The sequence below is a fragment of the Qipengyuania sp. genome (genome assembly GCF_965277845.1).
Lineage (GTDB): Bacteria > Pseudomonadota > Alphaproteobacteria > Sphingomonadales > Sphingomonadaceae > Qipengyuania.
Genome location: NZ_OZ255844.1, coordinates 944881 through 968359, shown reverse-complemented (window position 1 = coordinate 968359; position 23479 = coordinate 944881). Strand labels below are relative to the sequence as shown.

Below are 23479 nucleotides of genomic sequence, written 5' to 3'. Positions count from 1 at the left end.
AACCATGGATATCGCGCGCACGCCCTCCAATCCCGACGGCAACCCGGAAATGGCCGATGCAGCAATGCAGCCCAAGGATCCGCCCGAGATCAGGCGCGAGGATTATAAGCCCTTTCCCTGGATCGTGTCGGAGACGCGGCTCGACTTCGAACTCGGGATCGATTGCACGCGCGTGCGCTCGACACTGACGGTTGCGCGCAATGCCAAGGCCGAGCCCTCGCCGACGATCCGTCTCGACGGCGACGGGATCGCGGCGACCGTGGTCATGGTCGATGGCGAGCCGTCGCAGAGTTGGGTCATGGACGGTGACGATCTGGTGCTGACACTACCGGGCGAGGCGCACGAGATCGGCATCGAGACCGAAATCGACCCGAGCGCCAACTCGCAGCTCATGGGCCTCTATGCGTCGGGCGGCATGCTGTGCACGCAGTGCGAGGCCGAGGGCTTCCGCCGGATCACCTTCTTTCCCGACCGGCCGGATGTGCTGAGTACCTATACCGTGCGGATGAGCGGTCCCAAGGCGCAGTTTCCGGTGCTGCTGTGCAATGGTAACAAGACCGGCGAGGGCGGGGACGGCGATACGCATTGGGCCGAATGGCACGATCCCTGGCCCAAGCCATCCTATCTCTTCGCGCTGGTGGCGGGCGACCTGGTCGCACGCAGCGACAACTTTACTACCATGAGCGGGCGCGAGGTCGAACTCAACGTCTGGGTGCGCGAGGGCGACCTCGATCGCACCGAACACGCCATGGAAAGCCTCAAACGCTCGATGAAGTGGGACGAGGAGGTCTTCGGCCGCGAATACGATCTCGACCTGTTCAACATCGTCGCCGTCAGCGATTTCAACATGGGCGCGATGGAGAACAAGGGACTCAACGTCTTCAACACGAAGTATGTGCTCGCCGACCCCGAAACCGCCACCGATGGCGATTACGACGGTGTGGAAGGCGTTATCGGGCACGAGTATTTCCACAACTGGTCGGGCAATCGCATCACCTGCCGCGACTGGTTCCAGCTGAGCCTCAAGGAAGGCTTCACCGTGCTGCGCGACCAGCTGTTCAGCGCCGACATGGGCAGCGAGCCGGTCAAACGGATCGAGGACGTGCGCGTGCTTCGCGGCATTCAGTTCCCCGAGGATTCGGGCCCGCTAGCGCATCCGATCCGCCCCGATTCCTATCGCGAGATCAGCAATTTCTACACCGCGACCGTCTACAACAAGGGCGCCGAGGTGATCCGCATGATGCGCACCATGGCGGGCGAGGAGGCCTTCCGGAAAGGCACCGATCTCTATTTCGAGCGCCATGACGGCGAGGCGGCGACCTGCGAGGATTTCGTCAAGGCGATCGAAGACGGCGCGGGCCTCGACCTTACCCAATTCCGGCGCTGGTATTCGCAGGCCGGAACGCCGAAGGTGGCCGTGGAACTCGATCACGAAGGCGACACCGCCAGGCTCACACTCACGCAGACCGTCCCCCCTACACCCGGCCAGCCGGACAAGGCGCCCATGCCGATCCCGCTCAAGCTCGCGCTGATCGACCGCGAAAGCGGCACGCACTCCGGCGAACGATTGGTCGTACTGGACAAGGACACCGCCGAATTCACTTTCGATGGCTTTGCCGACAAGCCTGCCCTTTCGATCAATCGGACCTTCTCCGCGCCGGTCTCGATCGATCGCGAGGTCTCGCGCGAGGAGCTCGTGTTCCTCGCGGCGAAGGACGACGATCCCTTTGCGCGCTACGAGGCCATGCAGGAGCTGATGACCGGGCATTTGGTGGCCGCCGTCTCGGGCGATCTCGGCGACAATGATCGCCAGGCCGCGCGTTCCGATATCGCGCAGGCGATGCAATCCGTGATCGAGGACGACCAGCTCGACGATCTGATGCGCGGTGAACTCATGGCCATGCCGGGCCAGACCTATATCGCAGAGCGGATGCTGGTTGCCGATCCGGGTCTGATCCATGCGGAACGCGAGGCGTTGAAGGCCGATCTGGGCAAGCGCCTCTCGGAACAGTTTCACGCGCTATACGACCGGGCGGAAAAGGTGCCCTTCTCTCTCGAGGCCGGGGCGAAGGGTGCCCGCAAGGTCAAGACGCTGGTGCTCGCCTACGCCGCCGCCGGCGATCCGGCCAAGGCGGCCGAGCTTGCTGCGCACCAGTATGAACGCGCGGACAATATGACCGACCGGCAGGGCGCGCTGATGGTACTCGCGGGCCTCGACAGCGCCGAGCGGACCGGCAAGCTGATCGATTTCTACGATCGCTATCAGGGAAATGCGCTGGTGATCGACAAGTGGTTCGCGCTGCAGGCCAGCTCGCTACATCCACAGGCCATCGAGCATGTGAAGGCGCTGCGCGACCATCCCGATTTCACGCTCAAGAATCCCAACCGCGTGCGCTCGCTCTACATGGCCTTTGCGGCCAATCCGGCCGCGTTCCATGCGGCCGATGGCGAGGGCTACCGGATGATTGCCGATCTGATCCTCGAGCTCGATCCGATCAATGCCCAAACCGCCGCGCGCTTCGTTCCGCCGCTGGGACGCTGGCGGCGGATCGAGGAAGGGCGCGCCAAGCTGATGCGCGAAGCGCTCGAACGCATTGCCCAGGCACCCAAACTCTCGCGCGATACCTTCGAACAGGTCACGCGCTCGCTCGGGTAAGGTCGCGATGGAGGCTTCCCTTCAGGCGGACGTGCTGGATGGTGTGCCGCATGGTTTCTCGACCGCGGCGGGGCGCGAGGGCGAGGATATCCTGCCTGACGCGCCCCGCGTGCGGTTGAAACAGGTGCATTCGAACAAAGCGCTCATCGCGACGGGTCCGTGGCAGGACCCGCCCGAGGGCGATGCTCTGGTCACCGACCGGCGCGGCGTGGTGCTGACGATAGTCACCGCCGATTGTGCTCCGGTCCTGCTTGCCGATCCGATCGCTGCCGTGATCGGTTCAGCGCATGCCGGGTGGCGTGGAGCGCACGCCGGCATACTCGAGAACACGGTCGCGGCGATGATTTCGCTCGGTGCACGGCCCGAGCGTATCCGCGCAGCGATCGGGCCGACGATCGCGCAGGCGAGCTACGAGGTCGATGAGCTTTTTCGCAAGCAGTTCGACGTCGAGGACGCGCATTTCTTCGCGTCCGGGCGCGAAGGTCATTACCAGTTCGACCTGCCAGCCTATGTTGCGAAACGCCTGCGCGACGCAGGGGTCGAGCAGGTCCAGGATCTTGAAGAAGATACATATACGCAGCCCGACCGCTTCTTCTCCTATCGGCGGGCGACCCATCGCGGTGAGAATACGACGGGACGTCAGTCGAGCCTGATCGGACTTGCGGCCTGATCCGGGCTCCTCGACCGCGTGCTGATTGCATCGGAGTGCACAAGGCTTGCCAAAATGGCGGTTGGCAACCTGTCGCATAGCCGCTAGAGGCGCCTCCAAACCGGGCACACCGGGGGCTTTCGTGCAGCTTTCGTCGAATGCGCGCACCGGCTTTCCAGAATGTCCGGCCATGATTTGGCTCATCGTGCCGATATGCCCTTTCGGGTTGAGGCGCAGGTACAAGGCAGGCAAGGCAAAGCGCTGATGGCAGAGACCGCTGCAACCGCAACTCCCGAAACGGCAGGCGAAACCGAAGACGGTATCCGCCGTCGCGATTTCCTCGACATCGCTGCAGTCAGTGCCGCCGGTATCGGCGGCCTCGCGGTACTCTACCCCCTCATCAGCCAGATGGCGCCTTCGCAGGACGTCCTCGCCGCCAGCACGACCGAAGTCGATGTCTCGGCGGTCGAGCCGGGTCAGGCGATCAAGGCCGTGTTCCGCAAGCAGCCGCTGTTCATCCGCCGCCTGACGGCCGAAGAGATCGCTGCCGCCAATGCGCGCCCGGTCAGTACGCTGCGAGATCCCGAAACGCTCGCCGACCGAACCAAGGAAGGCCGCGAGGACATGCTCGTTACCATGGGCGTCTGCACCCATCTCGGTTGCGTGCCGCTGGGCGCTGCCGAAGGCGAGGTAAAGGGCGAATTCGGCGGCTATTTCTGCCCCTGCCACGGCTCGCATTACGACACCGCCGGCCGCATCATCAAGGGCCCGGCGCCGACCAATCTCGAAGTGCCGGAATACGAGTTCACCTCGGACACCGTCATCCGCGTCGGCTGAGCTTAGAGAGAAGAGACGATACGATGAGCTTTCCCTGGGCCAAGGAATACACCCCGACCACTCCGGTCATGAAGTTCCTCGACGAGAAACTGCCGCTGCCGCGCCTCGTCTACAACGCCATCGGTGCCGGATATCCGGTGCCGCGCAACCTGTCCTACTTCTGGAATTTCGGCGTTCTCGCCGGATTCTTCCTGGTGTTGCAGATCATTACCGGCGTCGTGCTGGCGATGCATTACGCGGCCAACGCGCAGGTCGCGTTCGCTACGACCGAGCACATCATGCGCAACGTAAACTGGGGCTGGCTGATGCGCTACGCTCACGCCAACGGCGCGAGCTTCTTCTTCATCGTCGTCTATCTGCACATCTTCCGCGGCCTCTTCTACAGCTCGTACAAGGCCCCCCGCGAGATGATCTGGCTATTGGGCGTCGTCATCTTCTTGCTCATGATGGCCACCGCCTTCATGGGTTACGTCCTGCCCTGGGGGCAGATGAGCTTCTGGGGTGCCAAGGTCATCACCGGCCTGTTCGGTGCGATTCCGCTCGTAGGTGAGCCGATCCAGATCTGGCTGCTCGGCGGCTTCGCTCCCGACAACGCTGCGCTGAACCGCTTCTTCAGCCTGCACTTCCTGCTGCCCTTCGTGATTGCGGGCGTTGTGATCCTGCACATCTGGGCGCTGCACATTCCGGGGTCCTCGAACCCGACCGGTGTCGAAGTGAAGCAGGAAAGCGACACGCTGCCCTTCCACCCCTATTACACGGCGAAGGACGGCTTCGGCCTCGGCATCGCGCTGCTGTTCTTCTTCGCCATGGTGTTCTTCCTGCCCAACGCGTTGGGGCACCCGGACAATTATATCGAAGCGAACCCGCTTTCGACCCCGGCGCACATTGTTCCGGAATGGTATTTCTGGCCGTTCTACGCGATCCTGCGCGCCTTTACCGTCGACTTCCTGTTCATCCCTGCCAAGCTGCTCGGCGTGATCGCGATGTTCGGCTCCATCCTGATCTGGTTCTTCCTGCCCTGGCTCGACAGGTCGCCCGTGCGCAGCGGCCATTACCGCCCGCTGTTCCGCAAGTTCTTCTGGTTCGGCCTGATCCCGGCGATGATCGTTCTGTTCATCTGCGGCGGCGCGCCGGCGGAAGAGCCCTATGTGATGCTCAGCCAGATCGCGACGGCCTACTACTTCCTCCACTTCCTGGTGATCCTGCCGATCGTCGGCCAGGTGGAGAAGCCCGAACCGCTACCCTATTCGATTACCGAAGCCGTGCTTGGCGAAGACAAGCAGGCGGTGCTCGGCGAAAACGCAAAGCCGGCCGTCTAAGCGAGAACGAGACAGAAAATGACCAAACTTCTCAGCGTTCGCCTTGTCGCCATCCTGATCGGCCTCGGCTTCGCCCTTATCGCGCTCTATTCCTTCGTTATCGGTGCCTATGCCGCCGCGACCGAGGAACCGGCCGGGCATCTGCCCTACGAAAAGCCGCGTGACTTCGAGTTTTCCTTCGAAGGCCCGTTCGGCAAATGGGACATCCAGCAGCTGCAGCGTGGCTTCAAGGTCTACGACGAAGTCTGCGCGGCCTGCCACAGCCTGAAATACGTCGCGTTCCGGAATCTCGAGCAGATCGGCTATGACGAAGGCCAGGTGAAGGCCTTCGCCGCGTCGAAGCAGGTGCCGGGTATCGATCCGAACACGGGCGAAGCGACAACGCGCCCGGGCCTCCCGACCGATTACTTCCCGTCGCCCTATCCCAACAATGTCGCGGCCGCAGCGGCGAACAACAACGCCATTCCGCCGGATCTTTCTCTGATGACCAAGGCGCGCGGCGATGGCGTGAACTACGTCGCCTCGCTGCTGGCAGGTTATCAGGAGCCGTCGGCCGAATTGCTCGCAGAACATCCGGAAGCGGCACCGGGACCGGGCCTTTATCACAACCCGTATTTCCCCAACCTCAACCTCGCCATGGCCCCCCCGATTTCAATCGACGGTCAGGTTACCTATGACGACGGGACCGAAGCCACGATCGAACAGATGTCGATCGACGTAGCTGCCTTCCTGGCCTGGACTGCCGAACCGACCATGATCGAGCGCAAGCAGACGGGCTGGCCGGTCCTGATATTCGTGCTGTTCGCGACTGTCCTTGCCTATCTGTCCAAGAAGCAGATCTGGGCTGCGGCGAAACGCAAGAAAGACTGAACCGGTCTCGTGATTAGATGATACGCGCCCCTTGCATCCCCGCGATGCAAGGGGCGTTTCGATTCGGAAGGGGGAGTGACGATGACGCCCGAGGAGCTCAAGGCGCTGGTCAGGACGATTCCCGACTTTCCCAAGACGGGTATCCAGTTTCGCGATATCACCACGCTGCTCGGCCACGGCCGGGGATTCGCCGCCTCGGTCGAATGGCTGGCCGGCGAAGTCGAGGGCGCCGACGCGATTGCCGGAATGGAAGCGCGCGGCTTCATCTTCGGCGCGGCAGTGGCGGCTCGGCTCGGCCTTCCCTTTCTGCCGATCCGCAAGGAGGGCAAATTGCCCTGCACGGTCATCGGGGTCGATTACGAACTGGAATACGGTCTCGACCGGCTGGAGATGGACCCGGCAGCGGTTTCCGACGGCCAGAAGGTCGCCATCGTGGACGACCTGCTCGCCACGGGCGGCACGGCTCTGGCTGCGACCAAGTTGCTTCGCAAAGCGGGCGCAAGGGTAGACCGTGCGGCCTTCGCAATCGACCTGCCCGATCTCGGCGGCAACAAGAAACTGGCCGGGCAATCGGTCGAGGTTCGGGCGCTGATGGCGTTCGAGGGCGAGTGACGGCACCCCCCGGGACTGGATATATTCGCAGTCTCGGGCATTTATAGGAGTCGCGTCCGGGATGGCGCGCTGACTTGCGAGCGATCGCGCAGCCAGAGAGGGGCATGGAACAGACACTAGTCATCGCGATGGTCGGCATGCTGGGCATCGGCGCCCAGTGGCTGGCCTGGCGAACGGGCTGGCCGGCCATCGTGCTGATGCTGGCCGCCGGGTTCCTTGCCGGACCCGTACTCGGCCTGTTCGATCCCGAACACGCTTTCGGCGAACTGCTCGATCCGATGATTGCCATCGGCGTGGCGCTGATCCTTTTCGAAGGCGGTCTTAGCCTCGACTTTCGCGAATTGCGGCATGCGGGCGACGGAGTGTGGCGGCTCGTCTTGCTCGGCGGGCCCATCGCCTGGGTGCTGGGTGCCTTTGCGGCGCATTCGATCGGCGGGCTCGAATGGCCCGTGGCGATCCTGTTCGCAGGCATCCTGGTGGTGACGGGTCCTACCGTCGTCATGCCGCTGCTACGCCAGTCATCCGTCAAGACGCGTCCGGCCGCGATCCTGAAGTGGGAAGCGATCGTCAACGACCCGATCGGTGCGCTGTTCGCGGTCGTTTCCTACGAATACTTCCGCAAAGTGGCCGAAGCACCGGGTTCGGGCTTGATCGAAGTGGTCCCGCCGCTGGTCATCGCCGCCATTGTCGCCGGCCTGATCGGCTATGTCGCGGCTGCCGCGATCGCATGGGCCTTTCCGCGCGGGGCCATTCCCGAATATCTCAAAGTCCCGGTGTTGCTGACCTCGGTGATCGTCGTCTTCGTGCTGTCGAACCAGATCGAGCACGAGGCCGGGCTGGTGGCCGTCACCGTCATGGGCGTGGCGCTGGCCAATATGAACATCACCTCGCTCAGGAGCATCCACCCCTTCAAGCAAAACATCGCGGTTTTGCTCATCGCCGGCATCTTCATCCTGCTGTCGGCGAGCCTCGAATTCGAGGAACTCGCTTATCTCAACTGGAATTTCGGCCTGTTCCTGCTGGCGCTGCTCTTCCTCGTGCGACCAGCGACGATCCTTCTCAGCCTCCTCGGGAGTTCGGTGCCGTGGAACGAACGGCTGTTCCTCGCATGGATCGCGCCGCGCGGGATCGTGCTGGTGGCGATTTCGGGCCTGTTCGCGCTGCGGCTCGAGGATATCGGCTATGACGGAACGGCCCTGATCGGGCTGAGCTTCGCCGTGGTCGTTGTCACGATAGTCGCGCACGGTTTCACGATCGATCTCGTCGCGCGTTTGCTGAATCTCAAAGGCAGCAACCGACCCGGCGTGCTCATCGTCGGCAGCACTCCCTGGACGATCTCGCTCGCGCTGATGATGAAAGAACTCAAGTCGCCGGTCATGGTGGTAGATTCGAGCTGGCAGCGGCTAGCGCTCGCGCGGCAGAAGGGACTGCCTTTCTACCATGGCGAAATCCTCAACGAGGCGACCGAACACAATCTCGATCTGACGCCCTATTCCGTCCTCGTCGCCGCGACCGAAAACGAGGCCTATAACGCGCTAGTCTGCAATGAATTCGCCTATGAAATCGGGCGAGACACGGTCTTCCAGCTGGGCGATGCGGTCGACGACGACGATCGCCACGCGCTGCCCAGCAGCATCCGCGGCCGTGCACTGTTCGATTCGGGCTTCGGCGTGGAAGACGTGAACGAGCGGCTCGCGCGCGGCTGGGTATTCCGCAAGACCAAGCTGTCGGAGGAATTCGACTTCGAAGCAGCGCAAGAGCGGCTTCCGGATGCGGCATCGATGTTGCTACTCGTGCGCGAAAACGGCACGCTGCGCTTCTTCACGCATGCGGCCCGGCCCGAACCGAGGGCGGGAGATATCGTCGTCAGCTTCGCCCCGCCACAGGAACGCACCGCGCAGGACGCGGCCGCCAAGCGCGATCGCAAGCGCAATAAGACCTCGGAACAGGGGGCATGACATGACGCAACGCACAACTTTCACTCTCGCGCTCGCTGGCACTATGCTCTTGCTGGGCGCGTGCGAAGACACCAGCGGTCCGACACCGGCGGAGGACGCGCCCGGAGAAACACGGTCGATTTTCCGCCCCGAGTTCCAGGTCGAGCCGATCGAGGAACTGACGGAGCTCGGCACGCTTGAAACGCGGATTCTCTTTCCCGAGGGCGCCGAGCTTACCGAAGAGGCGCTGGCCGAACTGGCAACGGTTCTGGCCTCTCCGCAGATCGAGGAGGCCGGGGCCATAATCCTGCGCGGTCATACCGACAGCGGTGGCAGCGATCAGGGAAATTTGCGGGCCTCGCAAGCGCGCGCGGAGGCAGTTCGCGACTGGCTCGTCGAAAACGGTGTCGCCGAGAATCGCATCCGGGTCATCGCTTTCGGCGAGCAGAATCCGGTCGCGCCCAATGCCCTGCCCGACGGATCGCCCAATGAGGAAGGCAGGGCCGCCAACCGCCGTGTCGAGATCGAAGTTCGCAGTGAGGCGAGGCCGGCACCGCCCGAACAGCCGACCCTTGCCGAAAGCTTGGCCTCGTCCGCGGAAGGGGGCTCGAAGGAAGATGACGAACCCGACGAATAGCGTGTTGACGCCCGGGCGCCTTCGATGGCATTGGCGCAACTCCCGGGCGGGTATAGCATAGTGGTAATGCTCCAGCCTTCCAAGCTGGCTAGAGGGGTTCGATTCCCCTTACCCGCTCCAGACCTCCGGCGCGCCTGAATGCTTCCACGCGGCTGTGCCGCCGCGGGTTTCATTGATCCATTGGAGAGCTTTCGGGAAGTCGGGTCCACGGCGCTGCCTGCGCCATGCACCCGACCCTTGCGAACCGAAGGGCGGGTGCCGACCGGCACCGTTCGCGACGGTCCTCCGCAATAGGATAAATTGCAGTTTGATGACAGTCCCCCATGCGGGGGACCGTGCCTTCCCTCAGCCGAGCGGCATGTTGTCGATCAGCCGCGTGCCACCGATGCGTGCGGCCACGAACAGGCGGCTGTCCTGTTCCGCAACGCCAACCGGCGCCAGATCGCCGCCACGCCTAAGTTCGGCATAATCCACGCTGTCAAAGCCGGTCTCCACCAGTTCGGAGGAGAGTTCGGCAAGGACCGGCCCTGCCGCTTCGCCGCCGCCCAGCCGCGCGATCGCCCGGCGCATTGCCTCGGGTAGCGCGGCCGCCACTGCGCGCTGGTCTGGCGAGAGATAGGCATTGCGGCTCGACATCGCGAGTCCATCGGCCTCGCGGACGATCGGCACGCCATGTATCGCATCGACATGCGGCCGGGTCAGGTCGAGATCGCGGGCCATACGGCGAATGACCGCGAGTTGTTGCCAATCCTTTTCGCCGAAGAATGCCATGTCGGGCCGGACCTGGTTGAAGAGCTTGCACACTACGGTCGCGACACCATCGAAATGGCCCGGTCGATCCGCCCCGCAAAGGCCCTCGCTGACCTTCGCGACCGAGATATTGGTGGCATACCCTTCGGGATAGACTTCGCTTGGGGGCGGCGCCCACAACAGCGCAACGCCCTCGGCTTCGAGCAAATCCGAATCGCGCGCCAACTGCCTGGGGTAGGCATCGAGATCTTCGTTCGCGCCAAACTGACGCGGGTTGACGAATATCGAGACGGCGACATGGTCCGCCGCCTCGCGCGCTGCGCGGACGAGGGTCAAATGCCCTTCATGCAGGGCCCCCATGGTCGGGACCAGCGCCAGCGATCCCTTGCTGCGGATGGCGGCGGTGACGCGGCGTAGCTCGTCCAGTGTCGTGATCGTCTTCAGCGCTTACACTCCGCTCGCAAGAAAGGGCGGGGCGATCTGTGCCGCCCTGCCCGTGTTCATGCAAGGTGTCCGGTGTCAGCGCGCTTCGGGCGCCGCCGCGGCTGCATCGAGGGGCAGGCCGCCAAGCTGCGTCACGAGGTCGGTATAGGCATTGAGATAGGCGAGCACGATGATCTGGCCGATCGCCGTGTTCTCGTAGCTGCCGAAGCCACCGGCAGCTCCGCCCCCGCCGCCGAACAGGCCACCGCCGGCGGCCCAGCCGAGATCCTTCTTGCGGAAGTATCCCTCAACCAGCGCCTCCTCGACCGTCGTGCGCGCATTGACGAGTGAGAGAACGACGTTCGCTTCGCCTTTCTTTACGCGGATGCCGCCAGCCAGCGCGCCTGCCGTGCGGCCGAACAATCCGCCGACCACTCCGCCAAGTACGCCGCCTCCGCCGCCCGAATTGCTGTTGGCGCTGACGATATCGGGCTGGAGGAAGTAATCGGCCGTGCGGACCTGTCCGAGACCGACATTCTGCCCCTCCTGCAGCTCGCCCTGTTCCTGCAGCGCGCGCTCCATTGCCCGGCTGCGCATCGCGCGGCCCCGGCTGACCATGGTGAAGCAGCCCGAACGCTGCACGAAGACACGGATGATCTGCTCGGGGCTGCCGAGATTGAGTTCGCGCCACCATTTGTCGTCGGGTTCGACCACCGCGATCGTGCCGAGATTCTGCGTGCAGCGCGGAATCTCCATCGTCGCCCGATCCTGCGCCTTGCGTCCGGAGGACCGGCCCTGCGCCACAATCGGTTCGGCGGCCATGCCGGTCATGGATAGAATGGCGAGCGTGGTGAAGAGTGCTTTTTTCATGTCCTGGGATCCCCTCGAATGATCTGTTCGCGGCTGCCGGCTTGCTGCCGGTTCTCGCCGGTCGCACGCGACCCAGGTGGCGCGCAGGATACCAAATGATGCGTCTCGCGCTAGTATACATCCGCCATTGTGGGAAAAAGCGCGTAGCTTCCCGCCGCGCTGCGTTGCCGCCGGGCGACGGGTTGGATAGGGACAGGGCATCATGAAACTCACTGCCGATTGCCGATGACGTCGCACCCCCACCGCATTGTTTTCGCCAATGAGAAAGGCGGCACCGGGAAGTCGACCACGGCCGTGCATGTCGCGGTTGCGTTGGCCCATCGCGGCGCCAGGGTCGTCGCGTTCGATCTCGACCACCGCCAGCAGACGATGTGTCGTTACTTCGAGAACCGCGCCGAAACCATGCGCCGGCGCGGGATCGAACTGCCCACGGCCCACTGCCACGTTGTCGAGGGCATGGACGAGCCCGCGATGGATGCTTTCCTCGCCGAAAACTCGGCAGTGGCGGACTTCGTCATCATCGACACGCCCGGGCGCGACGATCCGCTGGCGCGCCATGCGGCGACAACCGCCGACACGCTGGTGACGCCGATGAACGACAGTTTCGTCGATTTCGACCTCATCGGCCAGGTCGAGGGCGAAAGTTTCAAAGTGAAGAAGCTATCCTTCTACGCCGAGTTGATCTGGGAAGCGCGGCTCAAGCGCAGCCGCACCTCGATCGAACAGAACCGCGCGCAGATGGACTGGGTCGTCGTGCGCAACCGCACCGGCTATACCGAAGCGCGCAATATGGCACGTATCGAACAGGCCTTGACCGAAATGGCCAAGCGGGTCGGTTTCCGGGTGGCGAAGGGCCTGTCGGAGCGCGTGATCTATCGCGAACTCTTTCCCTCGGGCCTTACCCTGCTCGACAAGGGGCATCTGGGCGATCTCGGTACCAGCCACCTGGTTGCGCGGCAGGAATTGCGCGGGCTGGTCGCCAATCTGCGCCTGCCCGATCGGCTAGCCGAGCGGATCCCGGAGCCGGCGCAATGATCCGCCTGCTCGCCCTTGCCATCCTGCTTTGCGTGGCCTGCCGCTGGATTTTCGGCAAATGGCCGTGGGAATATCTGCGGGCGCAAAGCCCCGCGGATCGCTCGCTCGCTCGTGCCCGAGCCATCCTCGATGTCTCGCCGCGCGCCACGCCGGACGAAATCCGTGCGGCGCACCGTCGCATAGCTACAATAAATCACCCCGACAGAGGGGGTAGCGCTACCGCTTTGCAAGAGGCCAATGCCGCGCGCGATCTCTTGCTCGATCATCTATCCCGGACCCGAACGGAGCCCCCCGAATGAGCCACGATTTCCATCCCACCGTGCTGCGCGAATACGATATTCGCGGGATCATCGGAGAAACGCTCGGTCCGGACGATGCCCGGGCGATCGGACGCGGCTTCGGATCGATGCTTGCCGAGGCCGGCGGCACCAAGGTGGCGGTCGGCTACGATGGCCGGGTCAGCTCGCCGATGCTCGAACACGCGCTGGTGGAAGGTCTGACCGCGTCGGGCATGGATGTCGTGCGGATCGGCATGGGGCCGACGCCGATGCTCTATTATGCCGAGGCATCAGCCGAGGATGTGGATGGCGGCATTCAGATAACCGGCAGTCACAATCCCGCCAATTACAACGGCTTCAAGATGGTATTTCAGGGCCGGCCGTTCTTCGGTGCGGACATTCAGGAGCTGGGACGCCGGGGTGCCGCGGGTGAATGGGTCGACGGTGCCGGTGAGGTCGAAGAGCGCGAAGTTCTCGATGCGTATGTCGACCGCATGCTCGGAGCGCTCGAGGGTATCGACACCGCGAAACTCGCAAACCTCAAGGTCGGATGGGATGCGGGCAACGGGGCTGCGGGCCCGGCGCTCGAGAAGCTGGCCGCGCGCCTGCCGGGCGAACACCATCTGCTGTATACGGAAGTCGACGGCAATTTTCCCAATCATCATCCCGACCCGACTGTCGAAGAGAATCTGGAAGATCTGCGTGCCCTCGTCGCCGATAAGTCGCTCGATTTCGGAGTCGCCTTCGACGGCGATGGAGACCGCATCGGTGCGATCGACGGAGACGGCCGGGTCATCTGGGGCGATCAGTTGCTGATGATCTATGCCGAGGACCTGCTCTCACGGCGCCCGGGCGTAACGATCATCGCCGATGTGAAGGCCAGCCGCGCCTTGTTCGATCACGTGGCTACGCATGGGGGCGAACCTTTGATGTGGAAGACTGGCCACTCGCTGATTAAGTCCAAAATGAAGGAAACCGGTTCGCCGCTTGCGGGCGAGATGAGCGGGCATGTCTTCTTCGCCGACGAATATTTTGGCTACGACGATGCGCTTTACGCGGGCGTGCGGCTGATCGCCGCGGCGGCGCGGTTGGGTAAATCGGTGACCGAGCTGCGGGGCGCCATGCCACCGATGGTCAACACGCCCGAAATGCGCTTCCAGGTCGACGAGAGCCGCAAGTTCGCCGCCATCGGCGAAATCGCAGAGCGTATCGCGAACGGCGATGCGGTAGCGGACACGACCGACGGCGTGCGCGTCACCACCGACGATGGCTGGTGGCTGCTGCGCGCCTCGAACACGCAGGACGTCCTCGTCGCGCGGGCCGAAAGCGAAAGCCGGGAAGGGCTCGAGAGATTGGTCGCACAGATCGACGAGCAGCTCGCGGCCTCGGGCCTCGAGCGCGGTCCGCAGGCCGGCCACTGAACGGCACGACGAGAGGGGAGTAGGGCATGCGCCGAACACTGATCAGCACCATGGTGGCAGCGACCATGAGCATCGCCGGCCCTGCACTGGCGCAGGATGCGCCCAAGGATGCCAATGGAGAAGAATCCGCGGCGAAGCTGGATCAGTTTTCCGGGATGGTGGCGGGCCTGTTCCAGACCGACCCCCTGACCGCCGAGCAGGAAGCCCGGCTCCCGGCGGCGACGGCGGTGGTCGGCACCATGATGCCCGAAGGCTTCTATGGCGAGATGATGGGCGACATGATGGACAAGATGATTCGTCCGATGATGTCGATGTTCACCGCCCCCGAATTCGTGCTGGGGAGCCGGCTCGACATCGAGCAGGAGGCGATCGAGGCGCTGGACGAAGGCGAACAGGCCGAGCTCATGGCAATGCTCGATCCGGCCTACGACCGGCGCGTGGATGCCATCGTCACTGTCCTGACCGCGAAAATGGGCGACATGTACGCGGCGATGGAAGGCCCCATGCGCGACGGGTTGTCGAAGGCCTATGCAGTCCGTTTCGATGAAAGGCAGCTGGCCGACATCGCTGCCTTCTTCGCGACCCCCACGGGTAGCGTCTACGCCAGGGAATCGATGGCGCTGTTCGCCGATCCGCAGGTCATCCAGGCCAGTATGGAGGCGGTGCCCGCTATGATGGGCAGCTTCGGCGATTTCGAAAGCTCTATGGTGGAGGCGATGGCCACCTTGCCGGCGGAACGGGCCTATGCCGACTTGAGCCGGTCCGAACGCGCGCGGATGGCGAAGCTGCTGGGCGTGCAGCCGGCAGCGCTGGGGAAAATCGTCAAGCCGCCCAGCCCGATGGATGGATCGGGCGACGAAAGCGGGATGTAGCGCGGATTTGCGCATGCGAAGCAGCGGGACCCAAACCGGGGCTCCATCGCTGTCTCGATGATGCGTCCCGATATTCCTTCCGAAATCACCGACTGGTTCTCGGCACGCGGCTGGCGCGTGCGGCGCCATCAGGCGGACATGCTCGTCGCGAGCGATGCCGGGCGGCATGCGCTGCTGGTGGCCGATACCGGTGCCGGCAAAACGCTCGCGGGCTTCCTGCCGACACTTGCCGATTTCACATCCTCGCGACTGGCGGAGGGGCCGCCGCCCGAGGGGCTCCATACGCTCTACGTATCGCCTCTGAAGGCGCTGGCGCACGACGTGCAGCGCAACCTGCTGACCCCGATCGAGGATATGGGGCTGCCGATCCGGGTGGAGACGCGCAGCGGCGATACCCCGTCGGACCGCAAGAAACGCCAGCGCACGCGGCCGCCGCATGTCCTGCTGACCACGCCCGAAAGCCTCTCATTGCTGCTGTCCTATCCCGAGAGTTTCGAGCTGTTCCGCAGTCTCAAGCGCATCGTCATCGACGAGGTGCACGCCTTCGCCACCGGCAAGCGGGGCGACCTGCTGGCGCTGGCGCTGACCCGGCTGCAGGCAATCGCGCCGGACATGCAGCGCGCGGCGCTGTCGGCCACGCTCGCCAACCCGGAAGGCTTTCGCGAATGGTTGGCGCCCTGGGGCGACATCGATGCGGTCGAGCTGGTCGCGGGCGAGGCGGGCGCCCCGGCCGAAGTCGAAATCCTGCTGCCCGAGGAGGAGCGCGTGCCTTGGGGCGGCCATGCAGCGACCTGGGCGATTCCGCAACTCTACGAACAGATCAGGACCAATCGCACCACGCTGATCTTCACCAACACCCGGTTTCTTGCGGAATACATCTTCCAGAACCTGTGGGACGTGAACGACGACAACCTGCCGATTGGCGTCCATCACGGGAGCTTGAGCAAGGAAGCGCGGCGCAAGGTCGAGGGCGCGATGGCGCGGGGCGAGCTGCGCGCGCTGGTGGCGACCGCCAGCCTGGACCTCGGTGTCGACTGGGGCGATATCGACCTGGTCGTGCAGATGGGGGCGCCCAAGGGATCCTCGCGGCTGCTGCAGCGTATCGGGCGCGCCAACCACCGGCTCGACCAGCCCAGCCGCGCCCTGCTGGTCCCGGGGAATCGATTCGAATTCCTCGAGGCTACCGCGGCACGCGACGCGGTCGACGAAGGCCAGCGCGACGGCGAGGAGTTCCGCCCGGGCGGGCTCGATGTGCTTGCGCAGCACGTGATGGCCTGCGCCTGCGCGGCCCCGTTTCAGGAGGCTGAGCTGCTCGCCGAGATTCGCGCCAGCCTCTCCTATGCGTGGGTCGACGAGGCAGTGTGGCAGCGCGTGCTCTCCTTCGTCGAAACCGGCGGCTATGCGCTCAAGGCCTATGACAAGTTCAAGCGCATCCTGCGTGACAGGGAAGGCGTCTGGCGGCTGACCCATCCCGAACAGGCGCAACGCCACCGGATGAATGCCGGAATCATCATCGATTCCGAAATGCTCGACGTGCGGATCAATGCCGGACGCGGGCGCGGTGGGCGTTCGCTCGGCAAGGTCGAGGAACGCTTTGCCGCCTCGCTCAGTCCGGGCGACAGTTTCGCCTTCGCCGGGATGAGTCTCGAGGTGGTCAAGCTGCAGGACATGGAAGTCGTGGTGAAGGCCGCCAAGGCCAGCGCCATGATCCCCAGCTATGGCGGTGCGCGCATGCCGCTGACCACGCATCTGGCAGAACGGGTGCGTGAAATGCTGGTCGATCGGGCCGGTTGGGCGCGCTTTCCCGACGATGTGCGCGAATGGCTCGAGGTGCAGGACTGGCGCAGCCGGATGCCGGGGCCGGGGCAATTGCTGGTCGAGAGCTTCCCGCACGCGAAACGCCACTACAGCGTCTATTATACCTTCGAGGGCTGGAATGCGAACCAGAGCCTGGGCATGCTGATCACCAGGCGGATGGAAGATCGCGGGCTGATGCCAGGCGGGTTCGTCGCCAACGACTACTCGCTGGCCGTGTGGGGTCTGAAACCGGTGACCGATCCCACCCCGCTCCTGTCACCCGATATATTGCAGGATGAGTTCATCGAATGGGTGCAGAACTCTCATCTGTTGCGCCGGGCGTTTCGCGAGGTGGCGGTTATCGGCGGGCTGGTAGAACGCCAGCATCCCGGCAAGCGCAAGACCGGCAAGCAGGTCACCTTCTCGACCGACCTGATCTACGACGTGCTGCGCAAATACGAGCCCGACCACGTGCTGCTCGAAGCGGCCTGGGCCGATGCGAGAACGCGGCTGACCGACGTTGGGCGTCTGGCCGATTTGCTCGACCGGTCCGCGGAGCAATTGGTGCATGTCGAACTCGACCGTGTCAGCCCGTTGGCGGTGCCGGTCATGGTGACGATCGGCCGCGAAGCGACACCCCAGGGATCGGTCGACGACGAACTCTTGCTCGAAGCGGAAAGCCTCGCGGGTACGGCGATGCGAGTCGATGGGGAGGCGGGTGAACCCTAGGCGAAAAGAAAGGGGCGGATCGCTCCGCCCCTTTCGTGTGTCGCTTGGTGACCTGATCCGGCTTAGCCGGCCTTGCCGAAAGTCCGGTAACGCTCGTTGCCGACGAAGCCGAACTTGGTAACGCCGCTGGCCTTGATCAGCTGCAGGACCTTGGCTGCGAGATCGTAGCTTGCCTGCGCTTCCGGTTCGAACTGGAGTTCGGGTTCCGGATTGATCGTCCGCGACTGTTCCAGCAGCGTGCGCAGCTGGCCCATGTCGACCGCATTGCCGTTCCACAGGATCTGGTCGTCGGTGGTCAGCACCAGCTTGTTCTTTTCCGGTTCCACAGTGATGTCCTGCGGAACATTGCTGGGGGCCGGCAGGTCGATATTGACCGCATGGGTCGCGACCGGGATAGTGATGATGAACATGATGAGGAGAACGAGCAGGACGTCGATCAACGGCGTCATGTTCATTTCCATCATCGGCGATCCATCGTCCGTGCCGCCTGACATTGCCATAGTGGGTTACTCCCTAGTTTGCTTTGCCGAACCGCGCGATCACACGTTGGGATCGACCGGGTTCGAAATGAAGCCGACGGTCGGGTAGCCCGCCGCCTGGACGTTGTAGATCGCGCCGGCCACGCAGGACCACGGTGCGTTCACGTCGCCGCGGATGTGTACCTGCGGGATCTTCTCCGGATCGTTCATGATGGCTTCCGGACCCCCGGCACGCTGCACGATGGCATCGAGGCGTTCGAAGGCCTGATCGTAGAGCTCTTCGGAAGTGACCGGTGCGATATTGTTGAAATAGACCCGGCATTCGCCGTTGCGCGAGGCACCCTCGAAGCCCGGCTCACCGGCGCTTACGCCATTGTCGTCGGTGGTGCTGACGGTCAGGAGGAGGTTTTCGACCTTATCCTTGGATTCGACCGATTCGAAGACCGGGACCTCCAGTTTCTCGATGGTCTGGATCGCGACCGGAACCGCGATGAGGAAGATGATCAGAAGCACCAGCATCACGTCCACGAGTGGCGTGGTGTTGATGTCCGACATGGGCGTCTCGCCGCTACCTCCTGTCGAAATCGCCATGGTTCAGTTCCTAACGTTCGAAATTCTTGGGATCGATGCGGGGGCGGTACCTGACCGCCCCCGGTTTCGATCGATTACTTCTTGACCGTGGTGGTCGCGGCGGCCGGCTTGGCGGCCGGAGCGGTGCGGGCGGCCTTGCCGGCAGCCTGCGTCGACGTGGCGGTCATGTAGGTCGGCTTGACCGAACCGTTCGAGCTGATGTTCGCCAGCAGGTCGGTCGTGAACGCATGCATCAGTTCGGCAATGCGCTTGTTGCGGCTCTGCAGCCAGTTGTAGGCGAACACGGCCGGAACCGCGACCAGCAGACCGATGGCGGTCATGATGAGCGCCTCGCCGACCGGGCCCGCGACCTTGTCGATCGAGGCCGAACCGGCGATGCCGATGTTGATCAGCGCGCGGTAGATACCGATAACCGTGCCGAGCAGGCCGACGAAGGGCGCGGTCGCGCCGACCGTGGCGAGAAACGGCAGGCCGCCGGCGAGCTTCGAATTGATCGTGTCTTCCGAACGCTGGAGCGAACCGTGCATCCAGTCGTGCGCTTCGAGCTTGTCGGTCATCTTCGAGTGCTGGTCTTCGGCGATCAGCGCATCGTCGACGAGCTGGCGCCATGCGCTGTTCTTCTCGAGCTTGGCGGCGCCGTCCTTGAGCGAACCGGCCTTCCAGAACTGGGTGCGCACGGCCTTGTACTGGGCCAGGACCTTGCGCTGTTCGAGCAGCTTGGTGAACAGGATGTAGAACGAACCGACCGACATGATCACCATCACGCCGAGAATGAACCAGGCGACGAAACCGCCCTGTTCCATGGCTTCCATGAAACCGAAGGAGTTCTGCGGGGCTGCATCCGTGGCAGCTGCAAGAAGTTCGAAGGTCATAACGAGTGGTCCTTTTGAGTATTCCGTTGTCCGCCTGCCGCAGCAGGCCCTGGATGGTTAATTGAGCTGGTAGACGATGGTGGTCGACCAGCTATCAGAGATTTCATTGCCTGCGGCGTCCAGGGCAGGGTTGAACCGCGCATAGCGGGTCATCCCGTCACAGGCGGCGGAGTCGAGATCGCTCGACCCGCTCGACCGCGTCACACGGCACGAGGAAACGCGGCCATTGGGTCCGATCTGGACCGTCACACCGACATTGCCTTCGATACCCTCGCGTTCCGCGCGGCGGGGGTAATTGGCCTGAATACGACGCGACCAGCCGCTAAGGCCCCTGGGCGTCGCACCCTGCGCCTTCGATGGCGGCGGCGGCGGAGCCGGAGGTGCGGGCGGCGGGATAACCAGCCGCGGCGGCGCAGGCGGCGGAATCGTCGTCTGCGTGCGGATCGGAGGCGGTGCCGGCGCGATATTGATCGGCGGCGGCGGCGCGACCGGCGGCGGCGGTGTGTCGGGCACCTGTTCCGGCGGCGGCGGCGGCGGCTCTTCTTCAGGCGGCGGGGGTTCCTCGATATCGATCGTCGTCACGCGCTCGACCACCTGCTGCACCGCGTTGTATGCGAGGCCGGTGATGAGAGCATAACCGAGAGCGATATGGATGAGGGCAACAATGATGATCGCGACGATGCGATTGCCGCTCATCTGTTGGTCAGCATAAGCCATTCGGTTGCATCACTCCATCGGTCGCCCCGGCAAACCCCGGGGCAGATTGACACCCATTTGCGACCCGCCCGATTGGCGTGACTGTGGGCATCGTTAACGCATTCGCGCCGCTCGGGCCCCTAAAAGGCTCAGCGGCGAAGGCGCACCAAAGTTCCCAATTAGAACCCGCGCACCTCTCCCCAAGCAATATTGTATCGTCCACTCGGGTCCGGCCCGACCCTTTAGCTATGATGCCGTTTCACCGCAAATCCTTTATCGGTTAACCGCGAATTCAGTAGCTTGGCTGGAGGAACCTCGGATACCGACCACGGGTCGACCGATTCGCACCACCCGGCTCACCCTAGCGAAAAGATTCCCCAGCCATGCCGTTTCACCACCATCCCGGAAAGTTGCTCCTCCTCTGTGCCGCGCTGGCGGGCGCGCCGGTTTCCGGCCTGGCGCAGGAGCAGGACGGTGTGCCCGCACTGACCTACGCCGACATGGTCGACCTTGCCGATGGTACGCCGCTCGTACTGCGGGCGCAGATCCGCCGCCAGGCGACCGTCGAGCCAGAACGTTCGCCCGGTCTCGCACCCGGTCATGCGCGGCTATATATCGAAGCGCGCACCACCGCCCTGATTGCCGGCACCGTGCCGGTCGGAGAAGATCTTCGCTATCTCGTCGACGTCCCGCTCGACGAGAGAGGAAAGGCGCCCAGGCTCAGGAAACAGGAAGTCATCCTGTTCGCGCGACCGGTGAGCGGGCGCCCCGATGAATTGCAGCTGGTCGATCCGCAAGCCCAGTTTCCCCATTCCGAGGCGCTCGAGGCCCGGCTGCGGCCCATCCTTTCCAGCCTCCTTGCGCAGGACGCGCCGCCGCGGGTTACGGGGATTCGCGACGCGCTGGCGGTCGAGGGCACGCTCGTCGGGGAATCGGAAACCCAACTGTTCCTCGACACCGAGGACGACGGCCCGGTATCGGTGACGATCGTCCGCCGCCCCGGACAGGCGCCGCGCTGGGGCGTATCCTGGACCGAGATCGTCGATCAGTCGGCGCGCGCGCCGCAACCCGACACTCTGGAGTGGTATCGGCTCGCCTGTTCGCTGCCCGATAGCCTCCCGGGCAACGCGAACCTGTCGCGCGATCCTCGGGCGCGGGCGCTCGCGGCGGCCGACTATGCTCTGGTCCGCGACGCGCTCGGTCCCTGCACGCGCACGCGCGACTAACTAAAGGCCGCGCTTCACTCGGTTCAAGACAAACTGGTTCCAATCCTGGGGGGCGCTGCGCTAGGCGACCGCCATGGCTGAACCCCTCCGCATTGCCCTCGCCGGGCTCGGCACCGTCGGAACCGGCGTGATCGAGCTGCTCGAAACCAATCGTGCCACCATCGAACGCCGCGCCGGTCGCGCGCTGGAAATCGTCGCGGTGAACGCGCGTGACCGGACGCGCGACCGCGGGGTCGATCTGTCGCCCTACGCCTGGGTCGACGACATGCAGGCGATGGCCGAGCGCAGCGACGTCGATGTCGTACTCGAACTGGTCGGCGGCTCCGACGGGCCCGCGCTCACACTCGCCCGCGCAGCACTCGATGCGGGCAAGGGTTTCGTCACCGCGAACAAGGCGATGATCGCGCATCATGGGCTGGCGCTGGCCGAACAGGCCGCGCTGCGCGGCGTGCCGCTCAAGTTCGAAGCCGCCGTCGCGGGCGGAATTCCCGTCGTGAAAGGCCTGCGCGAAGGCGCGGCGGCCAACCGGATCGAACGAATCTACGGCATTCTCAACGGCACCTGCAATTATATCCTGTCCGAAATGGAGCGCACCGGTGCCGATTTCGGCGACATGCTGAGCGCAGCGCAGGACAAGGGCTACGCCGAAGCCGATCCGACCTTCGATATCGAAGGGGTCGACGCGGCGCACAAGCTCGCGATCCTCGCCGGGATCGGTTTCGGCGCGCGAGTCGATTTCGAGCATGTCGCGGCCACGGGCATCGGCGAGGTTCGGGCTGCCGATATTACCCAGGCGGGTACGCTCGGCTATGTCATCCGGCTGGTCGGGATCGCCTCGCTCGACGAAAGCGGCGGCAATCCCACGCTCTTGCAGCGCGTGCGTCCCTGCCTGGTCGCTCGCGGCCATCCGCTGGCGGCGGTTACCGGACCGACCAATGCCGTGGTGGCCGAGGGTAATTTCTCCGGTCGCCTGCTGTTCCAGGGCGCGGGAGCCGGCGCCGGTCCGACCGCCAGCGCCGTCGTCGCCGATCTGATCGACATAGCCCGCGGCGACAGCGGCGCGCCGTTCTCTGTGCCGGTGGAAGAACTCGAACAGTTCGCGCCTGCCGATCCCGGCAATCGCATCGGGCGCGATTATCTCCGTTTCACGGTCAACGACCGGCCGGGCGTGCTGGCCGAGATTACCGCCGCGATGCGCGATGCCGGGGTGTCGATCGAGAGCCTGATCCAGCGCGGACGCGACCACGACGGGGGCGAAGTGCTGGTGGCCATGGTCACCCACGAAGGGCCCGAACGCTGCGTGACCAAGGCGCTCGAACTCCTGGACGGGTCTTCTAGCCTGACGGCTCCGCCTCTGGTGATGCCGATTCTGAAGGACTGATGCTATCCGCGAGCCCGCCTCCGGGCGGAGGTGGAAGGCCCAGTTCGCTTTCGTTCGTTCCCGAGGGAGCCGGGGCAGTGCCAGCTAGCGGCGCCAGGCCCCGACCGACGCGGTCTGCATCCGATCCGGGCGGCGTATCCGGCAGCGCATCGAAATCGACGATATAGGCTTCGGGCGGCGGACAGGGCGGGATGAAACAGCCGCGGGCGACGACCACTCCGGGATAGACCGGGGCAAGGTCCGGAGCGCGCGGATCGCCTTTGTTCATCGTCTCTTCTGCGTAGCGCTCGAGCGCCCGGTCGGAATCGTAACCGTACTCGCCCCCGTCGCCTCGGCGGCGGCACACGATGATTTCGCCCGAGATGATCGCGGCTTCCTGTTCGGCGCTGCAATCCTCCAGCGGCCCCTCGTAATTGTCCTGCGGAACAAGGATGTCGATCCGTTCCGGTGGCTCTTCCGCCTCCTGTCCCGCGAGCTGCCCGGGAGAGGTGCTTGCGGAGATGATTGCGAAAGCGACCCACCAGCGTCTCGACAATGCAAGG

General features: G+C 64.3%; 22 protein-coding genes and 1 tRNA gene. 16 read left to right on the top strand and 7 right to left on the bottom strand.

What is annotated here, in order from left to right:
• The first annotated feature begins 4 nt into the window (after positions 1-4).
• The 9 genes from pepN to ACQY4G_RS04695 all read left to right on the top strand — a co-directional run bounded on the left by pepN (position 5) and on the right by ACQY4G_RS04695 (position 9637).
• Positions 5-2656 (top strand): aminopeptidase N, encoded by a 2652-nt coding sequence (gene pepN, locus ACQY4G_RS04735; protein WP_421993362.1) that lies wholly within the window; start codon positions 5-7, stop codon positions 2654-2656.
• Positions 2657-2663: 7 nt separating this feature from the next.
• Positions 2664-3326, top strand: a complete 663-nt coding sequence (pgeF, locus tag ACQY4G_RS04730; protein ID WP_421993360.1) for a peptidoglycan editing factor PgeF — start codon at positions 2664-2666, stop codon at positions 3324-3326.
• A gap of 243 nt (positions 3327-3569) precedes the next feature.
• Positions 3570-4142 (top strand): ubiquinol-cytochrome c reductase iron-sulfur subunit, encoded by a 573-nt coding sequence (gene petA, locus ACQY4G_RS04725; protein WP_421993358.1) that lies wholly within the window; start codon positions 3570-3572, stop codon positions 4140-4142.
• 23 nt (positions 4143-4165) lie between these two features.
• The gene (locus ACQY4G_RS04720) at positions 4166-5461 is read left to right on the top strand and encodes a cytochrome b (protein WP_421993356.1); all 1296 of its coding nucleotides are present in this window, start codon (positions 4166-4168) and stop codon (positions 5459-5461) included.
• An 18-nt stretch (positions 5462-5479) separates the two neighbouring features.
• Complete coding sequence (locus tag ACQY4G_RS04715; RefSeq protein WP_067691877.1) at positions 5480-6331, top strand: cytochrome c1; 852 nt, start codon at positions 5480-5482, stop codon at positions 6329-6331.
• Positions 6332-6412: 81 nt separating this feature from the next.
• Positions 6413-6943: an adenine phosphoribosyltransferase gene (locus tag ACQY4G_RS04710; protein ID WP_291179106.1), complete on the top strand. Its 531-nt coding sequence runs from the start codon at positions 6413-6415 to the stop codon at positions 6941-6943.
• A 104-nt stretch (positions 6944-7047) separates the two neighbouring features.
• Positions 7048-8901 carry a cation:proton antiporter gene (locus ACQY4G_RS04705; protein WP_067691871.1) on the top strand — a complete coding sequence of 618 codons (1854 nt, stop codon included), beginning with the start codon at positions 7048-7050 and terminating at the stop codon, positions 8899-8901.
• 1 nt (position 8902) lies between these two features.
• The gene (locus ACQY4G_RS04700; RefSeq protein ID WP_421993354.1) at positions 8903-9517 is read left to right on the top strand and encodes an OmpA family protein; all 615 of its coding nucleotides are present in this window, start codon (positions 8903-8905) and stop codon (positions 9515-9517) included.
• Positions 9518-9563: 46 nt separating this feature from the next.
• Positions 9564-9637, top strand: a tRNA-Gly gene (locus ACQY4G_RS04695).
• Positions 9638-9862: 225 nt separating this feature from the next.
• On the opposite strand, the gene panC is transcribed toward ACQY4G_RS04695, so the two are convergent.
• Positions 9863-10711, bottom strand: coding sequence for a pantoate--beta-alanine ligase (panC, locus tag ACQY4G_RS04690; RefSeq protein WP_421993558.1), 849 nt, complete (start codon positions 10709-10711; stop codon positions 9863-9865).
• 75 nt (positions 10712-10786) lie between these two features.
• The gene (locus ACQY4G_RS04685) at positions 10787-11560 is read right to left on the bottom strand and encodes a CsgG/HfaB family protein (protein ID WP_067691865.1); all 774 of its coding nucleotides are present in this window, start codon (positions 11558-11560) and stop codon (positions 10787-10789) included.
• 225 nt (positions 11561-11785) lie between these two features.
• Between ACQY4G_RS04685 and ACQY4G_RS04680 the strand changes: the two genes are divergently transcribed.
• The 5 genes from ACQY4G_RS04680 to ACQY4G_RS04660 are packed head-to-tail and all read left to right on the top strand — an operon-like array spanning position 11786 to position 17692.
• On the top strand, positions 11786-12595 hold the full coding sequence (locus ACQY4G_RS04680) for a division plane positioning ATPase MipZ (RefSeq protein WP_067691862.1): 810 nt from the start codon (positions 11786-11788) through the stop codon (positions 12593-12595).
• Positions 12592-12894, top strand: a complete 303-nt coding sequence (locus ACQY4G_RS04675; protein ID WP_067691859.1) for a DnaJ domain-containing protein — start codon at positions 12592-12594, stop codon at positions 12892-12894. Before ACQY4G_RS04680 ends, ACQY4G_RS04675 begins: the two co-directional genes overlap by 4 nt.
• A complete protein-coding gene (pgmG, locus tag ACQY4G_RS04670; protein WP_421993352.1) occupies positions 12891-14294 on the top strand; it encodes a phosphoglucomutase/phosphomannomutase PgmG in 1404 nt (467 codons plus the stop codon). The genes ACQY4G_RS04675 and pgmG overlap by 4 nt, the downstream gene beginning before the upstream one ends.
• Positions 14295-14320: 26 nt before the next feature.
• On the top strand, positions 14321-15166 hold the full coding sequence (locus ACQY4G_RS04665; protein WP_421993350.1) for a DUF2059 domain-containing protein: 846 nt from the start codon (positions 14321-14323) through the stop codon (positions 15164-15166).
• Between the two features lie 60 nt (positions 15167-15226).
• Complete coding sequence (locus tag ACQY4G_RS04660; protein WP_421993556.1) at positions 15227-17692, top strand: ligase-associated DNA damage response DEXH box helicase; 2466 nt, start codon at positions 15227-15229, stop codon at positions 17690-17692.
• 62 nt (positions 17693-17754) lie between these two features.
• Here the strand turns inward: ACQY4G_RS04660 and ACQY4G_RS04655 are convergent, their stop codons facing one another.
• From ACQY4G_RS04655 to ACQY4G_RS04640, 4 genes are all read right to left on the bottom strand, one after another.
• Positions 17755-18192 (bottom strand): ExbD/TolR family protein, encoded by a 438-nt coding sequence (locus ACQY4G_RS04655; RefSeq protein ID WP_067691847.1) that lies wholly within the window; start codon positions 18190-18192, stop codon positions 17755-17757.
• Between the two features lie 39 nt (positions 18193-18231).
• A complete protein-coding gene (locus tag ACQY4G_RS04650) occupies positions 18232-18762 on the bottom strand; it encodes an ExbD/TolR family protein (protein WP_421993348.1) in 531 nt (176 codons plus the stop codon).
• 74 nt (positions 18763-18836) lie between these two features.
• Positions 18837-19634 carry a MotA/TolQ/ExbB proton channel family protein gene (locus ACQY4G_RS04645; protein ID WP_067691841.1) on the bottom strand — a complete coding sequence of 266 codons (798 nt, stop codon included), beginning with the start codon at positions 19632-19634 and terminating at the stop codon, positions 18837-18839.
• Between the two features lie 57 nt (positions 19635-19691).
• The gene (locus tag ACQY4G_RS04640; RefSeq protein ID WP_421993346.1) at positions 19692-20351 is read right to left on the bottom strand and encodes an energy transducer TonB; all 660 of its coding nucleotides are present in this window, start codon (positions 20349-20351) and stop codon (positions 19692-19694) included.
• A gap of 389 nt (positions 20352-20740) precedes the next feature.
• Here ACQY4G_RS04640 and ACQY4G_RS04635 point away from each other — a divergent pair, with 389 nt between their 5' ends.
• On the top strand, positions 20741-21556 hold the full coding sequence (locus ACQY4G_RS04635) for a hypothetical protein (RefSeq protein WP_428483095.1): 816 nt from the start codon (positions 20741-20743) through the stop codon (positions 21554-21556).
• Positions 21557-21629: 73 nt separating this feature from the next.
• Positions 21630-22937, top strand: coding sequence for a homoserine dehydrogenase (locus ACQY4G_RS04630; RefSeq protein WP_421993342.1), 1308 nt, complete (start codon positions 21630-21632; stop codon positions 22935-22937).
• Here ACQY4G_RS04630 and ACQY4G_RS04625 read toward each other — a convergent pair.
• On the bottom strand, positions 22891-23472 hold the full coding sequence (locus ACQY4G_RS04625; RefSeq protein ID WP_421993340.1) for a hypothetical protein: 582 nt from the start codon (positions 23470-23472) through the stop codon (positions 22891-22893). The two genes, ACQY4G_RS04630 and ACQY4G_RS04625, sit on opposite strands and share 47 nt — an antisense overlap.
• Between the last annotated feature and the right edge of the window lie 7 nt (positions 23473-23479).